Origin of the sequence: Brevibacterium salitolerans (assembly GCF_039531405.1) — a bacterium.
Lineage (GTDB): Bacteria > Actinomycetota > Actinomycetes > Actinomycetales > Brevibacteriaceae > Brevibacterium > Brevibacterium salitolerans.
On record NZ_BAAAPZ010000008.1, the window covers coordinates 179,057 to 196,789 of the forward strand.

At 70.0% G+C, this 17,733-nt stretch carries 17 protein-coding genes; 13 read left to right on the forward strand and 4 right to left on the reverse strand.

Translation table 11 applies throughout. The features are described 5' to 3' along the window. Positions 1-7: 7 nt before the first annotated feature. From lysS to ABD240_RS10750, 9 genes are all read left to right on the forward strand, one after another. Complete coding sequence (gene lysS / locus ABD240_RS10710; RefSeq protein ID WP_291797533.1) at positions 8-1,513, forward strand: lysine--tRNA ligase; 1,506 nt, start codon at positions 8-10, stop codon at positions 1,511-1,513. A gap of 75 nt (positions 1,514-1,588) precedes the next feature. Beyond that, positions 1,589-1,840, forward strand: coding sequence for a hypothetical protein (locus ABD240_RS10715; protein WP_291797535.1), 252 nt, complete (start codon positions 1,589-1,591; stop codon positions 1,838-1,840). Then, positions 1,809-2,150 carry a histone-like nucleoid-structuring protein Lsr2 gene (locus ABD240_RS10720; protein WP_344337154.1) on the forward strand — a complete coding sequence of 114 codons (342 nt, stop codon included), beginning with the start codon at positions 1,809-1,811 and terminating at the stop codon, positions 2,148-2,150. Before ABD240_RS10715 ends, ABD240_RS10720 begins: the two co-directional genes overlap by 32 nt. 199 nt (positions 2,151-2,349) lie before the next feature. Then, entirely contained in the window at positions 2,350-4,962 is a 2,613-nt protein-coding gene (locus tag ABD240_RS10725) for an ATP-dependent Clp protease ATP-binding subunit (protein ID WP_291797542.1), read from the forward strand. 203 nt (positions 4,963-5,165) lie between these two features. Continuing rightward, positions 5,166-5,732, forward strand: a complete 567-nt coding sequence (locus ABD240_RS10730; RefSeq protein ID WP_291797545.1) for an amino-acid N-acetyltransferase — start codon at positions 5,166-5,168, stop codon at positions 5,730-5,732. 35 nt (positions 5,733-5,767) lie between these two features. Beyond that, positions 5,768-6,469, forward strand: a complete 702-nt coding sequence (locus ABD240_RS10735; RefSeq protein ID WP_291797548.1) for a hypothetical protein — start codon at positions 5,768-5,770, stop codon at positions 6,467-6,469. A gap of 165 nt (positions 6,470-6,634) precedes the next feature. Next, positions 6,635-7,213: a dihydrofolate reductase family protein gene (locus ABD240_RS10740; protein ID WP_291797550.1), complete on the forward strand. Its 579-nt coding sequence runs from the start codon at positions 6,635-6,637 to the stop codon at positions 7,211-7,213. Between the two features lie 278 nt (positions 7,214-7,491). Beyond that, a complete protein-coding gene (locus ABD240_RS10745) occupies positions 7,492-7,725 on the forward strand; it encodes a hypothetical protein (RefSeq protein WP_344337158.1) in 234 nt (77 codons plus the stop codon). A gap of 6 nt (positions 7,726-7,731) precedes the next feature. Beyond that, the gene (locus ABD240_RS10750) at positions 7,732-8,763 is read left to right on the forward strand and encodes a type 2 periplasmic-binding domain-containing protein (RefSeq protein ID WP_344337159.1); all 1,032 of its coding nucleotides are present in this window, start codon (positions 7,732-7,734) and stop codon (positions 8,761-8,763) included. Between the two features lie 82 nt (positions 8,764-8,845). Here the strand turns inward: ABD240_RS10750 and udk are convergent, their stop codons facing one another. Both udk and ABD240_RS10760 read right to left on the reverse strand, forming a co-directional pair. Beyond that, positions 8,846-9,454 carry a uridine kinase gene (gene udk / locus ABD240_RS10755; protein WP_291797555.1) on the reverse strand — a complete coding sequence of 203 codons (609 nt, stop codon included), beginning with the start codon at positions 9,452-9,454 and terminating at the stop codon, positions 8,846-8,848. Positions 9,455-9,572: 118 nt separating this feature from the next. After that, positions 9,573-10,619, reverse strand: a complete 1,047-nt coding sequence (locus ABD240_RS10760; RefSeq protein WP_291797557.1) for an HhH-GPD family protein — start codon at positions 10,617-10,619, stop codon at positions 9,573-9,575. Between the two features lie 38 nt (positions 10,620-10,657). Here ABD240_RS10760 and ABD240_RS10765 point away from each other — a divergent pair, with 38 nt between their 5' ends. Then, complete coding sequence (locus ABD240_RS10765; RefSeq protein ID WP_344337160.1) at positions 10,658-11,476, forward strand: hypothetical protein; 819 nt, start codon at positions 10,658-10,660, stop codon at positions 11,474-11,476. A gap of 107 nt (positions 11,477-11,583) precedes the next feature. On the opposite strand, the gene radA is transcribed toward ABD240_RS10765, so the two are convergent. Continuing rightward, complete coding sequence (radA, locus tag ABD240_RS10770) at positions 11,584-12,957, reverse strand: DNA repair protein RadA (RefSeq protein ID WP_344337162.1); 1,374 nt, start codon at positions 12,955-12,957, stop codon at positions 11,584-11,586. Positions 12,958-13,010: 53 nt separating this feature from the next. Here radA and ABD240_RS10775 point away from each other — a divergent pair, with 53 nt between their 5' ends. The 3 genes from ABD240_RS10775 to ABD240_RS10785 all read left to right on the forward strand — a co-directional run bounded on the left by ABD240_RS10775 (position 13,011) and on the right by ABD240_RS10785 (position 15,966). Beyond that, positions 13,011-13,670, forward strand: a complete 660-nt coding sequence (locus ABD240_RS10775) for a hypothetical protein (RefSeq protein WP_344337164.1) — start codon at positions 13,011-13,013, stop codon at positions 13,668-13,670. Between the two features lie 194 nt (positions 13,671-13,864). Then, entirely contained in the window at positions 13,865-14,731 is an 867-nt protein-coding gene (locus ABD240_RS10780; protein ID WP_291795862.1) for an enoyl-CoA hydratase/isomerase family protein, read from the forward strand. 41 nt (positions 14,732-14,772) lie between these two features. Beyond that, a complete protein-coding gene (locus ABD240_RS10785) occupies positions 14,773-15,966 on the forward strand; it encodes an acetyl-CoA C-acetyltransferase (RefSeq protein ID WP_291795860.1) in 1,194 nt (397 codons plus the stop codon). 192 nt (positions 15,967-16,158) lie between these two features. Here ABD240_RS10785 and ABD240_RS10790 read toward each other — a convergent pair whose 3' ends face one another. Further along, complete coding sequence (locus ABD240_RS10790; protein WP_291795858.1) at positions 16,159-17,724, reverse strand: GMC family oxidoreductase; 1,566 nt, start codon at positions 17,722-17,724, stop codon at positions 16,159-16,161. Positions 17,725-17,733: the final 9 nt, after the last annotated feature.

Below are 17,733 nucleotides of genomic sequence, written 5' to 3' on the forward strand. Positions count from 1 at the left end.
TGGCCCCATGCCGGAGAACGTTCCCACACCTGAGACCCACGACGATCCTGAGCAGCTGCGGATCCGCAAGGAGAAGCGGGCGGCTCTCCTCGCGGAGGGCCGTGAGCCGTATCCGGTGGCAGTCCCCCGGACCCACACCCTCGCGCAGGTCCGCAGCGCGCATCCGGACCTGGAGCCGGGTGCGGAGACCGAGGACGTGGTGGGCGTCGCCGGTCGTGTGGTCTTCCAGCGCAACACCGGCAAGCTCTGCTTCGTCACCCTCCAGGCCGGCGACGGCACGCGGCTCCAGGGCATGCTCTCGCTCGCGGAGGTGGGTGAGGAGAGCCTCGACGCCTACAAGCGCGACGTGGATCTGGGCGACCACCTGTTCCTGCACGGACGCGTGATCATGTCCAAGCGCGGAGAGCTCTCCGTCATGGCCGACGAGTGGCGGCTGGCCGCCAAGGCGCTGCGCCCGCTGCCCACGCTCCACACCGAGCTCACCGACGAGACGCGCATGCGCCAGCGGTACATCGACCTCATCACGCGTGAGCAGGCGCGGGAGAACGTGCGCGTGCGCGCGGAGGTCATGAAGTCGCTGCGCCGCACCTTCGATGCGCGCGGCTACACGGAGATCGAGACTCCCATGCTCCAGACGATGCACGGGGGAGCCTCTGCGCGGCCATTCGTCACGCACATCAATGCCTATGACATCGATCTCTATCTCCGCATCGCCCCGGAGCTCTTCCTCAAGCGGGCGCTGGTGGGCGGCCTCGACAATGTCTTCGAGATCAATCGGAACTTCCGGAATGAGGGCGCGGATTCCACGCACTCGCCGGAATTCGCAATGCTCGAGGCCTATGAGGCGTACGGCGACTGCCATTCCATCGCGGAGCTGACGCGCACTCTCGTGCAGAATGCCGCGATGGACGCATTCGGTTCGCACGTGGTGACTTTGGCGGACGGGACGGAGTACGATCTCGGCGGCGAATGGCGCGTCATTCCTATGTACTCCTCCCTGTCCGAGCGCCTGGGTGCGGAGATCACGCCGGAGACCTCCGTCGAGGAGCTCGCCGCACTCGCAGAGGAGCACGGCATCGATCTGGGCGGCGTCTTCGCCGGCCACGGCAAGTACGTCGAGGAGATGTGGGAGCACTTCTTCGCGGACGACCTCTACGAGCCCACCTTCGTCACCGACTTCCCGGTCGACACCTCGCCGCTCACCAAGAGCCACCGCTCCGTGCCCGGGGTGGTCGAGAAGTGGGACCTCTACGTCCGCGGCTTCGAGCTCGCCACGGGATACTCCGAGCTCAACGATCCCGTGGTCCAGCGTGAGCGCTTCGAGGCGCAGGCCCGTGACGCCGCCCGCGGCGACGACGAGGCGATGGGTGTGGACGAGGATTTCCTCACGGCAATGGAATACGGCATGCCCCCCGCAGGCGGAATGGGAATGGGCATCGATCGTCTTCTCATGGCTCTCACCGGACTGGGCATCCGCGAGACCATACTTTTCCCGCTTGTGAAGCCCGTGTGATCCGAATGATCACTCGAATGGTCTTCCGGAAGGTCATTCGATTGCTCTTCCCTTCGACGACAAGGTAGTGTGACAGTGGAGTACATCAAGGTTCTATTGCCCTCCATCGGTGTCGGACTTCTGTTCTGGTATGTGATGCGAGGCATTCTCCGTTCGGATTCGACTGAACGTGAGGAGATGGAGAAGTACTACCAGCAGATCGACCGGGACGGTGCTCACGAGGAAGCCGTCGAGGGGCAGCTGCAGAATGCGCCCGCCGGTTCCGGAGGCCACAGCGAACAGGAGGGTGCAGCAGATGGCACGCGAGATGAAGGTCGTCCTGACTGACGACATCGACGGCTCCGAGGCGGCCGAGACCGTCCGCTTCGGAATCGACCAGGGAACGTACGAGATCGAGCTCTCCTCCGAGAACGCGGAGAAGCTCCGCGGGGTGCTGGCCCCCTACATCGCCAAGGGCCGTCGCGTCGCCGCCTCCTCCCGCCCGGCGCGCGCCCGGCGCAGCAGCGGTGCGGCAGCGGGCTCCGGCAACCTCAACGCGACGATCCGCGAGTGGGCCAAGGAGAACGGCATCGAGGTCTCCGAGCGCGGCCGCATCGCGCAGAGCGTGATCGACTCCTATCACCAGGCTCACGCCTGAGCGGAGCCGCAGCAGCGTCCCATGGCCGCGCGCTGAGCGGAGCGGCCTGCCCGCGCCCCGGAGGGAATCCTCCGGGGCGCGATGCGTTCCGTGCGTGAATTCGCTCGTGGCGAACACGTTTCGGCCCACGGCGAACAGCGCAATACATGCCACCGGCGCCTGGTTACAGTGCTAGGAATCAGACCACGAGGAGGGCCACATGTTCGAAAGGTTCACCGACAGAGCCCGGCGCGTCGTCGTGCTCGCACAGGAGGAGGCCAAGCTCCTCAAGCACAACTACATCGGCACGGAGCACATCCTGCTCGGCCTCATCCACGAGGGCGAGGGAGTCGCGGCCAAGGCGCTCGAGGGCATGGGCATCTCCCTGGAGCAGGTGCGCGCCCAGGTGACGGAGATCATCGGCGAGGGCCAGCAGGCCCCCTCCGGTCACATCCCGTTCACCCCGCGCGCCAAGAAGGTCCTCGAGCTCAGCCTGCGCGAGGCGCTGCAGCTCGGCCACAGCTACATCGGCACGGAGCACATCCTCCTCGGTCTCATCCGCGAGGGCGAGGGAGTCGCGGCGCAGGTGCTCGTGAAGCTCGGAGCGGATCTGGCGCGCGTGCGCCAGGAGGTCATCAAGCTGCTCTCCGGCTACCAGGGCAAGGAGCCGGCCTCCACCGGCGCCCGTGAGGAGGGCACGCCGTCCGGCTCGCTCGTCCTCGACCAGTTCGGCCGCAACCTCACCGCTGCCGCCCGTGAGGGCAAGCTGGACCCCGTGGTGGGCCGTGAGCTGCAGATGCAGCGCGTCATGCAGATCCTCTCGCGCCGCACCAAGAACAACCCCGTCCTCATCGGCGAGCCCGGTGTGGGCAAGACGAGCGTCGTCGAGGGGCTGGCACAGGCCATCGTCAACGGCGATGTGCCGGAGACGCTGCAGGACAAGCAGCTCTACACGCTGGACCTCGGTTCGCTGGTGGCCGGCTCCCGGTACCGCGGCGACTTCGAGGAGCGCCTGAAGAAGGTGCTCAAGGAGATCCGCACCCGGGGCGACATCATCCTCTTCATCGACGAGATCCACACGCTGGTGGGAGCGGGTGCAGCAGAGGGCGCGATCGATGCGGCGAGCATTCTCAAGCCCATGCTGGCGCGCGGCGAGCTCCAGACGATCGGTGCGACCACGCTGGACGAGTACCGCAAGAACATCGAGAAGGACGCCGCGCTGGAGCGTCGCTTCCAGCCCATCCAGGTGCCGGAGCCCACGCTCGCGGACGCGATCCTCGTGATGAAGGGGCTGCGGGACAAGTACGAGTCGCACCACAAGGTGACGATCACGGACGGTGCCCTCGCAGCCGCGGTCAACCTCTCCGACCGCTACGTGAATGACCGCTTCCTCCCGGACAAGGCGATCGACCTCATCGACGAAGCGGGTGCGAAGCTGCGCATCCGCCGCATGTCCGCCCCGCCGGAGCTCAAGGAGCTCGACGAGCAGATCGTCGCCGCGCGCCGCCGCAAGGAGGCCGCGATCGACGCGCAGGACTTCAACCTCGCGCAGTCCGAGCGCGACGCGGAGATGGCGCTGAACAAGCAGAAGGAGGAGAAGGAGGCCCGCTGGAAGTCCGGCGACCGCGGTGCGGCCGTCGTGGACGAGGAGCTGATCGCGGAGGTTCTCGGCGACGCCACGGGCATCCCGGTCTTCAAGCTCACGGAGGAGGAGTCCGCCCGTCTGCTCCGCATGGAGGACGAGCTGCACAAGCGGATCATCGGCCAGGATGACGCGATCAAGTCCGTCTCCAAGGCGATGCGCCGCACCCGTGCGGGCCTCAAGGACCCCAAGCGCCCCTCGGGCTCGTTCATCTTCGCCGGTCCCACTGGCGTGGGCAAGACGGAGCTGGCGAAGGCGCTCGCAGAGTTCCTGTTCGGTGACGAGAACTCGCTCATCAGCCTGGACATGTCCGAGTACGCGGAGAAGCACACGGTCTCCCGCCTCTTCGGTTCGCCCCCCGGATACGTGGGCTACGAGGAGGGCGGCCAGCTGACGGAGAAGGTCCGCCGCAAGCCGTTCTCCGTGGTGCTGTTCGACGAGGTGGAGAAGGCCCACTCGGACATCTTCAACTCGCTGCTGCAGATCCTCGAGGACGGCCGTCTGACGGATTCGCAGGGTCGTGAGGTGGACTTCAAGAACACCATCATCATCATGACCACGAACCTGGGCACCCGGAACATCTCCCAGGGCCAGCAGATCGGCTTCCAGGTCGAGGGCGATCCCACGACGGACTACACGCGGATGAAGCAGCGGGTGAACGAGGAGCTCAAGCAGCACTTCCGCCCGGAGTTCCTCAACCGCGTGGACGACACCATCGTGTTCCCGCAGCTGAAGAAGAAGGAGATCCTCGAGATCGTCGATCTCTTCATCACGCGTCTGGACAAGCGCCTCGCGGACCAGGGCATGAGCATCGAGCTCACGCAGGCGGCCAAGGAGCTGCTCGCGGATCGCGGCTACGATCCGGTGCTGGGCGCGCGTCCGCTGCGCCGGACGATCCAGCAGGAGATCGAGGACCAGCTCTCCGAGCGCATCCTCTTCGACGAGCTGCACTCCGGAGAGCGCGTCTTCGTGGACGTCGAGGGAGAGGGCCTGGACAAGACCTTCACCTTCCGGGGCGAGGAGGATCCGCGGATCCTCGAGCGCCTGGACGCGGCTGCGGAGGACACCGGATCCGGCACCGGGGCGTTCCCCGAGGCCGGTGCGGCGAACTCCTCCGCGAGCCTCCCGGACGCCGGCCCCGGCGGGGCGGAGGCCCACGCGGCCGTCGCCGAGTCCGCGGACTCTGAGTGAGGTAGCGCCCGGCTGAGCACGCAAGCGCCGCCGGCGAGGTTCTCCTCGCGGGCGGCGCTTCGTCGTGTGTGCGGGGGCCGGCAGACGAGAGCGGCCTCGACTTTCGTTCCCGTCTGCGGATTCGCCAGATTCCGCGGTGCTGTGCGGCGAATCCGCAGACGGGAGGCGAAACAGTCAGGGCTGACGTCTGGGAGAATGGGGGAATGCCTTTCGCAGACGATCTCATCAGCGCTCAGTACCGTTCGCACGAGCTCCCGCACGGTCTCGTGCTGCGCCGCGCCCGCGCCACGGACGTGCCTGCGCTCGTGAAGCTGCTGCAGCCCATGGTGGAGCAGAGGATCCTCGTGGCGAAGGAACGGGTGGACTACTACGAGGCCATCCACGAGTTCTGGCTGGTGGTGGACCCGCAGGCCGAGGGCGGGGAGGCACTCGTGGGCTGCGCCGCCTGCCACGTCATCTGGGAGGACACGGCGGAGGCCCGCACCATCGCGACGGACCCGGCATACCGGGGCCGAGGCGTGGGCCGGGTCCTCGTCGAGCAGGTGCTCGCGGATGCACGGGCACAGGGCGTGCGGCAGGTCTTCTGCCTCACCTTCGAGACGGACTTCTTCTCGGCCCTGGGCTTCGAGATCATCGAGGGCACGCCGGTGTCGCAGGAGGCGTACGGGGAGATCCTGCGCTCCCGCGACGAGGGCACGGCGGAATTCCTCGACCTCTCCCGGGTGAAGCCCAACACGCTCGGCAACACCCGCATGCTCCGCAGGCTCTGACGGACTGAGCTGATTGCGGACGAGGGAGCACGGTTGTGAGCGTACGAGGCGCCGTCCGTCGGCACCGCGACGAACTCGGCGAGGCACTGGCTGTCTACCGGGATCCTCCGGGTCCGCGGACGCTGGTCTCGTTCGGGCTGGCCTTCCTGATCGTGTGCGCGCTGAGCCTCATCAACCCGCCTGAGAGCCCGGTCATGATCGTGACCCTGTTCGCCGCCTACGCAGTGATGGCAGGGCTGCCGCTGATTCTGATGGGCAGCGAGACGCTGGTGGTCTGCGAGCGCGGGCTGATCCTGGGCGCCACCGCACTGGGCTTGCGCCCGTACGTGATCCGCTTTGACCAGATGACTCCCGGCGGGGTGGCACCGTTGCGCGCAGGCAGGTGGGCGGCGCGCCACCTCGGCCTGCCTCTGACCGGATCCAGTGTGCGGCCGTCGTGGTGGACGGACAGGGCTGTGTACCTCGTGGGGCCGAGCGCCGCTGAGGCGCGCCGTCACCGAGGGACATTCGCCAGGCTGCAGGACCTTCCGCCGCTGACGGTGGACCAGCGGTGGGTCTGGGTCGCAGGGGTGAACCGCGATCCCCGCGAGGTGGTGGGACGGATCGCCCAGGCCGCCCAGGCCGCCGGGTGCGAGGCCCTCGCCCGGGCGAGCTGGGCCGCGCGTGAGCCGGTGCGGGTGCTGACGAAGGATCCGCGTGAGGCGGCGGAGCGGCTTCCGGGACTCGAGCGCCGCTAGCCGGGGCGGCGCGGCGCGATCGTTCCGGCCGAGTCGTCGGCATCGTTCCCAGGCACCGCCGCGTGCGGATGCCGGTCATGATGCGCGCGCCGGAACCGTTGTGCCCCGGAACCCGTGGGCATACTCTGAGACGGCAGCGCCGCACGAGGCCGGAAGGGGCCAGCCATGGGAGAGCTCGTCGTCTGGAACGTCATGTCGCTCGACGGGCGGTTCGAGGGCCCCGAGAAGTGGGACCTGAGCTTCCACGAGCACATCTGGGGTGAGGACCTGCGGCAGCTGAGCCTGGGATTCGGTGAGAGCCTGGGCCTGCTGGTCTTCGGCCGCGTGACGTACGAGGGCATGGCCGCGCACTGGTCCTCGGACGAGGACGACCCGGAGATCGCCGCCTACATGAACGCCGCCCCCAAGCTCGTCGCCTCGCACACGCTCACCTCCGCCGCGTGGGAGAACACCGAGGTGACCGCGGACATCGTCGGCGAACTCCGGCGGCGCAAGGCGGAGCTGGACAGGCCGATCTACGTCTTCGGCAGTGCCGACCTCACGGACTCTCTGCTCGCCGCAGGACTGGTGGACGAGCTTCTCGTGGGCATCGCCCCGGTGCTCCTGGGCGAGGGGACGCCTCTGTTCCGGCCCGCCGGAGGGCTGCGTCCGCTCACACAGCTGGAGTGCCAGACACTGGACTCCGGCGGCGTGCTGCTGCGTTACGCGGTGCCGTGGGCCGGGGCCGGACTCGCGGCGGAGTGAGGCGCGTGCGCCTCGGCGGAGATCGTCCGTCCGGTCCTTGACACGTCTCCCGATGCTTCTATGATCGAGACAACCGGCCAGTGCTGATCGGTCGTTCGACAGGTCATGACTCCGCAGCTCTGAAGGCTCGCCGTCTTCCGGGCTGCGAAGACGGACGGCCACGGCGCGGACGGATCCCGTGCCGGTCCGGCGGCCGGACGCGGCCCCGCTCAGAGACGAGCGAGCCCGCGCCTGCCGCGGGAACGGATGTTCCGAACCTGTGAAGGAGAAGGCCGACGATGGTGTCGACGTTCAGGAGAGCACTCGTGTGTGCGGCTCCGCTGCTCATGGTGCTCTCCGCGTGCGGCGGAGCGGTGGGGAAGGGCGATGGCGGAGGCGGAGGCTCCGGCGGCTTCGAGTTCGGCGCCGCGCAGGAGGAGGTGGACGCAGCCGTGGCGGACCTGGATCCCGTCACCCTGACGATCCAGCCCTATGCCGCATCCCCGGACGCCGCGGCCGCCGTGGCGGAGTAGTCGTTCATGGACGCCGTCGAGGAGCGGTCCGGCGGCAAGATCGGCTTCGACGTGGCGTGGGGACAGTCCATCGCCGCATATCCGGAGGTGGACGATGCGCTGGCCGACGGGCGCCTCGACCTCGCATACACCGTGCCGGTCTACTTCGTCGCCGAATACCCGCGGATCGACGCGTACAACAAGCTGAGCCAGTACGTCTCCGGCAGCCCGCTCGCAGGGGAGGCCGCCATGCAGGCGCAGATGAGCGAAGCGGCCTGGAACGATCCGGAGCTGCTCGAGGAGTACACCTCCAAGGGGCTGGTGCCGCTCAACCCCATGGTGACGTCCGGCAACTACTGGACGGCCTGTGGCGACGAGGGCACCGCACTGGACGACTGGCAGGGGCGGCAGATCCGGATCGGCGGATCGGTGCAGACCCCCATCGCCCAGAATCTGGGGGCGAGCCCGGTCTCGATGGAGTACGGGGAGGCGTTCGAGGCGCTGCAGCGCAGCACCGTCGACTGCATCTTCGTCCAGGGGATGGTGGCGGGCTCCACGGGGCTCCTGGAGGCGGCGCCGCAGGTCTCGACGCTGGGAGACGAGCGGTTCACCGGGGCTGTGACGGCCGGCCACGTGGCGGGATCGAGCTTCGAGGCGCTGCCGCTGGCCTACCGCCAGATCCTCTTCGACGCCGCGGGCATCGACTGGACGCACGGGGTCACGGCCGCTGTCGTGGGCTCCAGCGTGGACGCGGTGGCGGACGTGCGCGCGGCCGGCGGTGAGTTCCGCGAGATGGACGCCGATGCCGCCGAGGTGATCCTCAGCACCCAGCGCGAGATCGCGGAGCAGCTGGTGGCGGACGGCGTCGTGGACGCGAGTGTCCGGGACGGCCTCGTCGAGAGCGGCGCCCGCTGGATGGAGCGCGCGGCGGAGCTGGGCTACGAGGACGGCGGAGAGCTCTCCGAACTCGACCGGTGGTACGACCCGGAGGACGTCGACTTCCGTCCTCTGGCGGAGGAGGCCTTCAGGGCGGGGGCACTCGCCCACCGGCCGGCCTGAGGCGTCCGGCCGTGCGGCTGGACACCGCGGGCGGCCGGGCACCGGTGCGGCGATGCTCCGGCGCCGCGGAGCCGGGGGCCTCTCAGAACTCCCGGCGGATGCGGTGGACGATCATGTCCAGCGCGACGGTGTTGTGGCCGCCCTCCGGGACGATGAGATCGGCCCTGCGCTTGGACGGCTCCACGTAGAGCTCGTGCATGGGCTTGACGGTGGAGAGGTACTGCTCCTCCACGGACTCCAGCGACCGCCCGCGCTCCACCACGTCCCGCCGGATCCGGCGGAGGATGCGCACATCCGCATCCGTGTCCACGAACAGACGGATGTCGAGCAGTTCGCACAGCCGCGGCTCCGCGAACAGCAGGATGCCCTCCACGAGGATCACCGGCGCGGGCTCCACCGTGAGCGTCTCCGCGGAGCGGTTGTGCTCCGTGAAGTCGTAGACGGGGCACTCGATGGGCACCCCGGACTTGAGCTGCCGGACCTGGTCGACCATGAGGTCGATGTCGAAGGCCTCCGGTGCGTCGTAGTTGAGCTGCGTGCGCTCCTCGAAGGCGAGGTGGTCGTTGCGCTTGTAGTAGTTGTCCTGGAAGAGGACGGTGGACCGGTTGCCGAACTCCTCCAGCAGCGCCCGCGTCAGCGTCGTCTTCCCGCTGCCGGATCCGCCTGCCACTCCAACGGCCAGAGCTCCCACATCGTCCTCCGTGCTCCTCGTGTACGTCGACGCCCCATCCTAGTGGGGTTCCCGCCGTGCTGAGCCGCGGGCGGAACCGCCGCCGAGGCCACAGGCGGGTGCGCGGTCCGGCCCGGTCTCAGTGCGGCAGGTGGAGTGCTGCGTCCGTCCGCTGGGCGAGGCCGTCGCTCAGCAGGTCCGCGACGAGCCGCGCGGTCCGCTCGCCCCCGGCGTCCAGGTTCCGCACCGCCATGACGGCGGAGTGCACCGGTGCGGGCAGCGCGGCCAGGGCCTCGGCCTCGTCATCGGTGAGTTCCGTGAGCGGAGCGGTGAGCAGCCGTACGGGCACGCCCTCCTGCTCCGCGGCGCTCGCCTCGCGCAGACAGCGCATGATCGCGCCGCGCAGCTGCCTGTCCGTGCCCGCCCACGCCTGGGTGCGCCGGGCCGCCGTGGGGTGGGCGGGCCTCCCGGCGGCGAGCCACACGCAGTGCTGGGCGAGCGGGCACTGCTCGCAGGACGGCGAACGCGAGGTGCACACGAGCGCGCCCAGCTCCATGAGCCCGGCGTTCCACTCCACGTGGTCCTCGGCGGGGACGAGCGCCTCGGCCCAGGCCCTCTCCCTCCGGGAGACGGAGGAGGGGCGGTGCTCGAGCCCCGCGAGGCTGCGTGCCAGCACGCGCCGCACGTTGACGTCCAGCACCGCGGTGCGCTGACCATGCGCGAAGCTCGTCACGGCGGCGGCCGTGTAGTCGCCCACTCCGGGGAGCGCGCGCAGGGCGGCCTCGGAGTCCGGCACTGAGTCCCCGTGCAGCTCGGCGATGGCGCGTGCGGTCTCCTGGAGCCGCAGTGCGCGCCGCGGATACCCGAGGCTGTCCCAGGCCAGGAGCACCTCCGAGGCCGGGGCGGCGGCGAGGTCGGAGGGCCTCGGCCAGCGCGCCATCCACGCCTCCCAGCGGGGCAGCACCCGCACCACCGGCGTCTGCTGGCTCATGACCTCGCACACGAGGATCGACCATGCAGTCGCCGCGCTCTCACGCCAGGGGAGGTCCCGGGCATGCGCGCGGTACCAGCCGACGACGGCACGCTGCGTCTCCGCGAGCACCTGCGCGTCGACCGGCGGAAGAGCGGACGGCACGTCGGTCACGGGGGAGACCGCAGGCTGCTGGTGCGTGGAGCGGTGTGTCATGTGGTCCTTCTCGTACGGTGCCGCGTAGGCTCATGCCGATGAGCAGTGACAGACGCGGTCCGGGGACACGGCCCACCACCGGAGCCGCAGGCGGGCGCACAGGTCGTCCTGCCGCGCGGCCGCAGAGCCAGCAGTACTCTACCGCCGCCTCCCGGGACGCCGCCCGCCGTGCGATGTACCGCAGGCGGCGGATCACCGTGTTCGTCCTCGCCCTCATCGTCGTGGCGCTGCTGGTGCTGGGCGTGACCCTCATGGTCAAGGCCATCGGGAAGGTGCGCGAGCAGGCCTCGCAGCCCGCGCCCGTGGAGGCGGTGGCAGAGCCCACGGCTCCGGGGCCCGAGGGGGACGCGGCCTCCGGCAACTGCCCGGCCGGAGAGGTGGGAGTGAAGGCCGCGGTGAACGCGGAGGAGTTCCCCAAGGGGGAGAAGCCGCAGTTCACCATCGAGGTCACGAACGGTCACGACGCGGACTGCCTCATCGACGTGGGCACCTCCCAGCAGGAGTTCGTCGTCCGGCACGACGGGGACACCGTCTGGTCGTCCGAGTACTGCCGCAGCGAGGACGACGACGCGGAGAGCCGGATCGTCTTCACCGCCGGGGAGTCGAAGAAGACCACGTTCACCTGGAACCGGATCCCGGTGGACGACTCCTGCCGCCAGGTGGGCGACGACTTCTCCGCCGGCGACTACGAAGTGGTGGTCAAACTGGGCGATCAGGAGAGCGAATCGGTGCCGTTCGTGCTCCAGGACGCGGACAAGGGCGCGGGCTCCGAGGACGACGAGAACGCTTCTCCGGAGCCGGCGGACGAACCCGAGGAGTCGGTGGAGCCGGCGGAGACGGCCGAGGCCGAGGGCTGAGCGGGCCGCTGCCCACACGGCGGTCCGTGACCGCACCCGCCCAGGAGCAGCCCGGCCCTAGGAGGAGCAGCCCGCCCCTCCTCCCACCGCCTGTCCCGTCGAGCGCCTCATTCCTCCTGCTCCGTCGTCACCTGGGGGAGAGGGATGCCCGCGATCTCGAGGGCCTCGAGCAGGTGTTCGGCCTCCCGCACGCGCATCTCCGGAGGAACCGGCAGGCCCTCGAGCGATCCCTTCGCGACGATCGCGTTGGTGATCCCCTGGCGTGCGGCCTCGGACAGGCGCTGCCCCATCCCCGGCACCTGCCGGACCTCACCGGAGAGGCTGATCTCCCCGATGGCCACGAGGCGTGAGTAGAGCGGCTTGTGCACGATCGCCGAGGCCGTCGCCATGGCGACCGAGAGATCGCTCGCCGGTTCGGAGATGCGCATGCCGCCCACCGTCGCCGCGAACACGTCGAGCTCGCCGGTGGGGAACTGCGGGGAGAGCACCGCGAGGATCATCGCCACCCGCCCCGAGTCCAGATCGCTCACAGTTCTGCGCGGAGTGCCCGGCGACTTGTCCGTGAGCGCCTGGACCTCCACCAGCATGGGGCGCTTGCCCTCCAGCGCGACGGTGAGGCAGGACCCCGGAGCCTTGGTGGCGGTCCGGGTGAGGAACAGCCCGGACGGATCCGGCAGGGACTCGATGCCCTTCTCCGTCATGTCGAAGCAGCCCACCTCGTCCGTGGGGCCGTAGCGGTTCTTCACCGCACGGAGCATGCGCAGGCGCGAGTGGCGCTCGCCCTCGAACGAGCACACCACGTCCACGAGGTGTTCCAGCAGCCGAGGCCCCGCCACGGAGCCGTCCTTCGTCACGTGGCCCACGAGCACGGTGGGGATCGCGTGGTCCTTGGCCGCACGGATCACCGCCGCGGCGACCTCGCGCACCTGGGCGACGCCGCCGGGGGCGCCCGCCACGTCCGCCGAGGCCAGCGTCTGCACGGAGTCGATGATGAGGAGGCTGGGCTTCACCTGGTCGATGGTGCCGAGGACCACGCCCAGATCCGTCTCCGCCGTGAGCAGGAGGGTCTCACTGAGGGCGTCCACGCGCTCAGCGCGCAGCCGCACCTGCGCCGCGGACTCCTCCCCCGTGACGTAGAGGACCTGTGCGCCCTGGCGTGCGGTCCAGGAGCCCACCTCGAGGAGCAGGGTGGACTTGCCCACGCCGGGCTCGCCGGCGAGCAGAACGACCGCGCCGGGGACCAGCCCGCCGCCGAGCACCCGGTCGAACTCCGGGATGTGTGTGGAGCGGGCCTCCGCCAGGGTCCGGTCCACCTCCGTGATGGGGGTGGCCCCGGTGCCCTGTGAGGCGGGTTTGGCCTGTGTGCGCACGGTGCGGTGCGCGGGCACGGACTCCTCGATGGTTCCCCATTCCCGGCACTGCGGACAGCGGCCCAGCCACTTGGCCGTCTTGTACCCGCACGCGGTGCATTCGTACTGCATGGTCGCCAGTCTGGCACGAGGCACGGACACGGCCCGTTCATTAGGCTTGTGCAATGGCAGAGAACAGGAATGAGGAGGTCCCCGAGCGGGTGCGCGCCATCGAGGCGGCCACGGGGCTTCCGTGGCAGGTCATCGTCGATGCGTTCGAGGCCGCGGGCGGTGAAGCGCTCACGCACGGCCGGCTCGCAGAGGCGATCCATCCCGTGATCGCCGAGCGCATCGGCAACGCCGGCTGGTGGGCGCAGGGCGCGACCGTGGCCTACGAGCAGCAGATCGGCCGGCGGGTGGCGGGGCAGTCGAGCCGCGGCGACTTCCAGGTGAGCGCCACCCGGACGCTGCCGGCGGAAACCTCGGACCGGGCAGAGCTGCGCGACCGTGCGGGGGCGGCGGTGCAGGCTGCGGCCGAGGCGGGCAGCGGCCTCGGCGCGCTTCGCCCGGACGGAGAGCCCCGGACCTCCGACACCCCCAAGCGGCTGTACTGGCGGTGCGGGCTCAGCGACGGGGCGAAGATCCAGGTCTCCGTCGAGGAGAAGGCGCCCGGAGGTGCGGCGCGCGGCGGGACCGGTGGAGCAGCCGCCGCGGCCGAGGCCGGGAGTGCGAGAGCTGCAGGCACCTCGCGTGCTCTCCTGGCCCTCACGGTCACGGGACTCGCGACCGCCGCACAGCGGGAGGCCGTCCGGACGGACCTCAAGAGGGTGCTGGCGGAGCTCTGAGGGGCTGCGGCCCTGGCGGTTACCCGGGCGGATGCGAGCGGGTTGCCGGGCGGACATGAGCGGGTTGCAGGGTGGCCCCGGCGGGTACCTGGGCGGATGCGAGCAGGTGCCCGGGCGGGCACCAGCCGGCATCTGGTCCCGCCTGGTGGTCAGCGGTCTGTGCTCCTGCGCCCGCATGGTGCAGAGTGAGAGCCATGAGCTCCGATCCCGCGTCTCCGCTCGTCACGCTGAGCGTGCGCGAGCACATCGCCGTCCTCACGCTGGACAACGGACCCGTCAACGTCATGAGCATCCCGCTGGCGCGGCGGCTGGGCGAGCTCGTGGACGTGTGCGCGGCCGAGCCCGAGATCCGGGCGGTGATCCTCACCGCTGCGGGGGAGAGGGCCTTCTGCGCGGGATCGGACATCACGGAGTTCCCGGAGCTGCAGGCGCCCGGGGCCGCAGTGGAGAGGAAGCTGCGGGTGCAGAACGAGATCCTCTGCACGCTCGCGGAACTGCCCAAGCCCACCGTCGCAGCACTGCAGGGTCTGGCCTACGGCGGCGGGCTGGAGCTGGCCCTGTGCTGTGACCTCATCGTCGCGGAGGAGCAGGTGAGCATCGCGCTGCCGGAGACCAACCTCGGCGTGTTCCCCAGCAGCGGCGGGACGTACCGGACGGCGAGGCGGAGCACGGCGGCGAGGGCGAAGGAGCTCATCTTCCTCGCGGAACCCATATCAGCGCGGACCGCGGCGGAGTGGGGGCTCGTCAACAGAGTCGTACCGCGCGGCGAGGCGCTGAGCACCGCGCTGGAGATGGGGCGGAGGCTCGTGACGAGGCCGCCGCGGGCGCTCGCCCTGGCCAAGCGGCTCGTCGACGAGGCGCACGCCTTCTCCGACCGGGAGATGGTCGCACGCTCGCTGCGCGCCAGTGACGAGGCGTTCAGCTCCGCCGAATGCGCGGAAGGCACGCGTGCCTTCCTCGAGCACCGGTCGCCGCAGTTCCATCCGGAGACGGCACTCGGCGGACCGGCCTCGCAGTCGCCGCCGCAGGACCGTACCGCCGGCGGGGACACACCGCCGTAGAGACCATCCATCGCAGAGACACGCACTGAGACAGGAGCATCATGAGAAGAGCAGCGATCGTCGCGCCCCGGCGCACACCCATCGGCGGCTTCGGGAAGTCGCTGAGGCCCGTGCCGGTGGAGAAGCTCGGCGCCGCAGTGGTCAACGCGGTCCTCGCGGACAGCGGCATGGATCCGGAGCGGGTCGAGGACGTGGTCTTCGCACAGTCCTATGCCAACAGCGAGGTCCCCTGCGTGGGGCGCTGGGTGGCGCTGGAGGCCGGTCTGCCCATCCACGTCGCCGGGATGCAGCTGGACCGCCGCTGCGGCGGCGGGCTGCAGGCCGTCGCGACCGCGGCGATGATGGTGCAGACGGGTGCCGCGGACGCCGTGGTGGCCGGCGGCGTCGAGTCCATGAGCAACGTGGAGTACTACTCCACGGACATGCGCTGGGGCTCCCGCGCGGGCAGTACCACGATGCACGACAGGCTGGAGCGCGGCCGCGAGCGCTCGCAGCCGGAGGAGCGCTTCGGCTACATCTCCGGGATGATCGAGACGGCGGAGAACCTCGCCACCGCCTACGGGATCAGCCGGGAGGAGTCCGACGCCTTCGCCGCCCAGAGCCATGCGCGTGCCGCGCAGGCGTGGGAGCGCGGCGCCTTCGACGAGGAGGTCGTGCCCATCGAGGTGCCGCAGCGCCGGGGCGAGCCGGTCCTGTTCAGCAAGGACGAGGGGATCAGGCCGGACACCACACCGGAATCCCTGGCCAAGCTCCGCCCGCTCATGGACGGCGTGGTCACCGCGGGCAATGCCAGCCAGCAGAACGATGCGGCGGCGGCCTGCCTCGTCGTCGCGGAGGACAAGCTCGAGGAGCTCGGCCTCGAGCCCCTGGGCTACCTGGTGGGCTGGACCGCGGCGGGCTGCGATCCGGCGCAGATGGGGATCGGTCCGGTGCCGGCGGTGGAGAAGCTCTTCGCCCGTACGGGGCTGGGCTTCGACGACATGACCCTCGTGGAGCTCAACGAGGCCTTCGCCCCGCAGGTGCTGGCCGTGCTCAAGGGCTGGGGCTGGTCGGACATGGACCGGCTCAACGTCAACGGCTCCGGCATCTCCCTGGGCCATCCGGTGGGTGCGACGGGTGCGCGCATCATGACGACGCTCCTCCACGAACTCAAGCGGCGCGGCGGGGGCTACGGTCTCGAGACCATGTGCGTGGGCGGCGGTCAGGGCGTGGCCGCGGTGTTCGAGTCCGCCTGAGCGCCGCGGCGGGATCGGCGACACGGTGGGGCGACGGCGTGGCCGGTGCGCGCAGCGAGCATCTGGACCATGCCGCCGTGCCGCATCGGTACGCCGCGTCTCCACACCGCGAAGCGGCTTGGACACCCACGCATATGTGGGTGTCCAAGCCGCTTCGCGGTGTGCGGTTCCGTCACTCGGGCCTCAGCGCCCTCACACCGTGCCCGCCTTCAGCTGGTCCGCGAGGTAGTCGGCCTGGCGCATCGCCAGCGCCACGATCGTGAGCGTGGGATTGGCCGCGGCGCCGGTGGTGAACTGGGAGCCGTCGGAGATAAAGAGGTTGGGCACGTCGTGGGCGCGGCCGAACGCGTCCACGACCCCGTCCTCGGGCCTCTCGCTCATGCGGCAGGTGCCCAGGTTGTGGGTGGAGGGGTAGGGGCGGGTGCGGTGCGTGGACACCGCGCCCACGGCGTTGTAGACGGCCTCGCCGCGGGAGTACGCGTAGCTGCGCATCGCGACGTCGTTGGCGTGGTCGTCGAAGTGGACGTTGGGCACCGGCAGGCCGTTGACGTCCTGCGCGGAGGAGTTGAGCGTGACCCGGTTGGACTCCTGCGGCATGTCCTCGCCCACGATCCACATGCCGGCGGTGCGCGCGTAGGCGTCCAGCTTCTCCGTGAAGGCCCGGCCCCATTCGCCCGGCTCCACGAAGCTCGCGAGGAACGCCGGCCCCAGCGAGATCGTCTCCATGTAGAAGCCGCCGGAGAAGCCGCGCGAGGGATCGTGCACGGACTCGTCCGCGATGAGCCCGGCCATCGTCTCGCCGCGGTACATGCGCACCGGCTGCTCGAACTGCGCGTAGACGGATCCCGTGAGGTGCCGCATGTAGTTGCGACCCACCTGGCCGGAGGAGTTCGCGAGCCCGTGGGGGAACTGCGAGGTGGCGCTCAGCAGCAGGAGGCGCGGCGTCTCGATCGAATTGCCCGCCACACAGACGACGGCAGCCGCCTGACGGTGCATGTTCCCGTCCGCGTCGAGGTAGATGACGCCGTCCGCGCGGCCGTCGCTGCCGTGGGTGATCTGCACCGCCGTGGACTCCGGGCGCAGGTCCAGCAGCCCGGTCTCCAGCGCCCGGGGGATCTCGCGGATCATGGTGGACCACTTGGACCCGTGCTTGTCGCCCTGGAAGTTGAAGCCGTCCTGGATGGAGGCGGGCCTGCCGTCGTAGGGCTCCGCGTTCGTGGCGTAGGGGCCGGTGGCGTAGTGCCGGTAGCCCACCCGTTCAGCGCCGTTGGCGAAGACCTTGTAGTTGTTGTTTGCGGGCAGCGGCGGGCGCCCGTGGCGGTGGGTGGAGCCCATCGCCTTCTCCGCCCTCTCGTAGTACGGCTCCAGGTCTGTGAGCGAGAGCGGCCAGTCGAGCAGATTCGCCCCGTCGATGTGTCCGTAGGTGGACCGCGCCTTGAATTCGTGCGCCTTGAAGCGGGGAGTGGCCCCGGACCAGTGCGTGGTGGTGCCGCCCACGGCCTTGACGATCCAGGCCGGGAGGTTGGGGAAGTCCCGCGCGATCTCCCACGAGCCCGAGGTGGTCCGCGGATCCAGCCAGGCCATCTGGTTGAAGGCCTCCCACTCGAGGTTCATGTAGTCCTCGTTGCGGAGGTAGGGGCCGGCCTCCAGGACGACGACCGGGATGCCCTTCTTCGTGAGTTCGTAGGCGAGTGTCCCGCCTCCGGCGCCGGAGCCGATGACGACGACGCTGGGCTCGGTGTGGTCGATGCTCTTCATGATGATGCT

Coding starts and splice junctions, on each gene's coding strand:
- ABD240_RS10730 (WP_291797545.1), top strand. CDS start 5,166: ATGCCTTTCGCAGACGATCTCATCAGCGCTCAGTACCGTTCGCACGAG.
- radA (WP_344337162.1), bottom strand. CDS start 12,957: ATGCAGTACGAATGCACCGCGTGCGGGTACAAGACGGCCAAGTGGCTG.
- lysS (WP_291797533.1), top strand. CDS start 8: ATGCCGGAGAACGTTCCCACACCTGAGACCCACGACGATCCTGAGCAG.
- ABD240_RS10740 (WP_291797550.1), top strand. CDS start 6,635: ATGGGAGAGCTCGTCGTCTGGAACGTCATGTCGCTCGACGGGCGGTTC.
- ABD240_RS10765 (WP_344337160.1), top strand. CDS start 10,658: ATGAGCAGTGACAGACGCGGTCCGGGGACACGGCCCACCACCGGAGCC.
- ABD240_RS10720 (WP_344337154.1), top strand. CDS start 1,809: ATGGCACGCGAGATGAAGGTCGTCCTGACTGACGACATCGACGGCTCC.
- ABD240_RS10785 (WP_291795860.1), top strand. CDS start 14,773: ATGAGAAGAGCAGCGATCGTCGCGCCCCGGCGCACACCCATCGGCGGC.
- ABD240_RS10750 (WP_344337159.1), top strand. CDS start 7,732: ATGGACGCCGTCGAGGAGCGGTCCGGCGGCAAGATCGGCTTCGACGTG.
- ABD240_RS10760 (WP_291797557.1), bottom strand. CDS start 10,619: ATGACACACCGCTCCACGCACCAGCAGCCTGCGGTCTCCCCCGTGACC.
- ABD240_RS10775 (WP_344337164.1), top strand. CDS start 13,011: ATGGCAGAGAACAGGAATGAGGAGGTCCCCGAGCGGGTGCGCGCCATC.
- ABD240_RS10790 (WP_291795858.1), bottom strand. CDS start 17,724: ATGAAGAGCATCGACCACACCGAGCCCAGCGTCGTCGTCATCGGCTCC.
- ABD240_RS10745 (WP_344337158.1), top strand. CDS start 7,492: ATGGTGTCGACGTTCAGGAGAGCACTCGTGTGTGCGGCTCCGCTGCTC.
- ABD240_RS10780 (WP_291795862.1), top strand. CDS start 13,865: ATGAGCTCCGATCCCGCGTCTCCGCTCGTCACGCTGAGCGTGCGCGAG.
- ABD240_RS10725 (WP_291797542.1), top strand. CDS start 2,350: ATGTTCGAAAGGTTCACCGACAGAGCCCGGCGCGTCGTCGTGCTCGCA.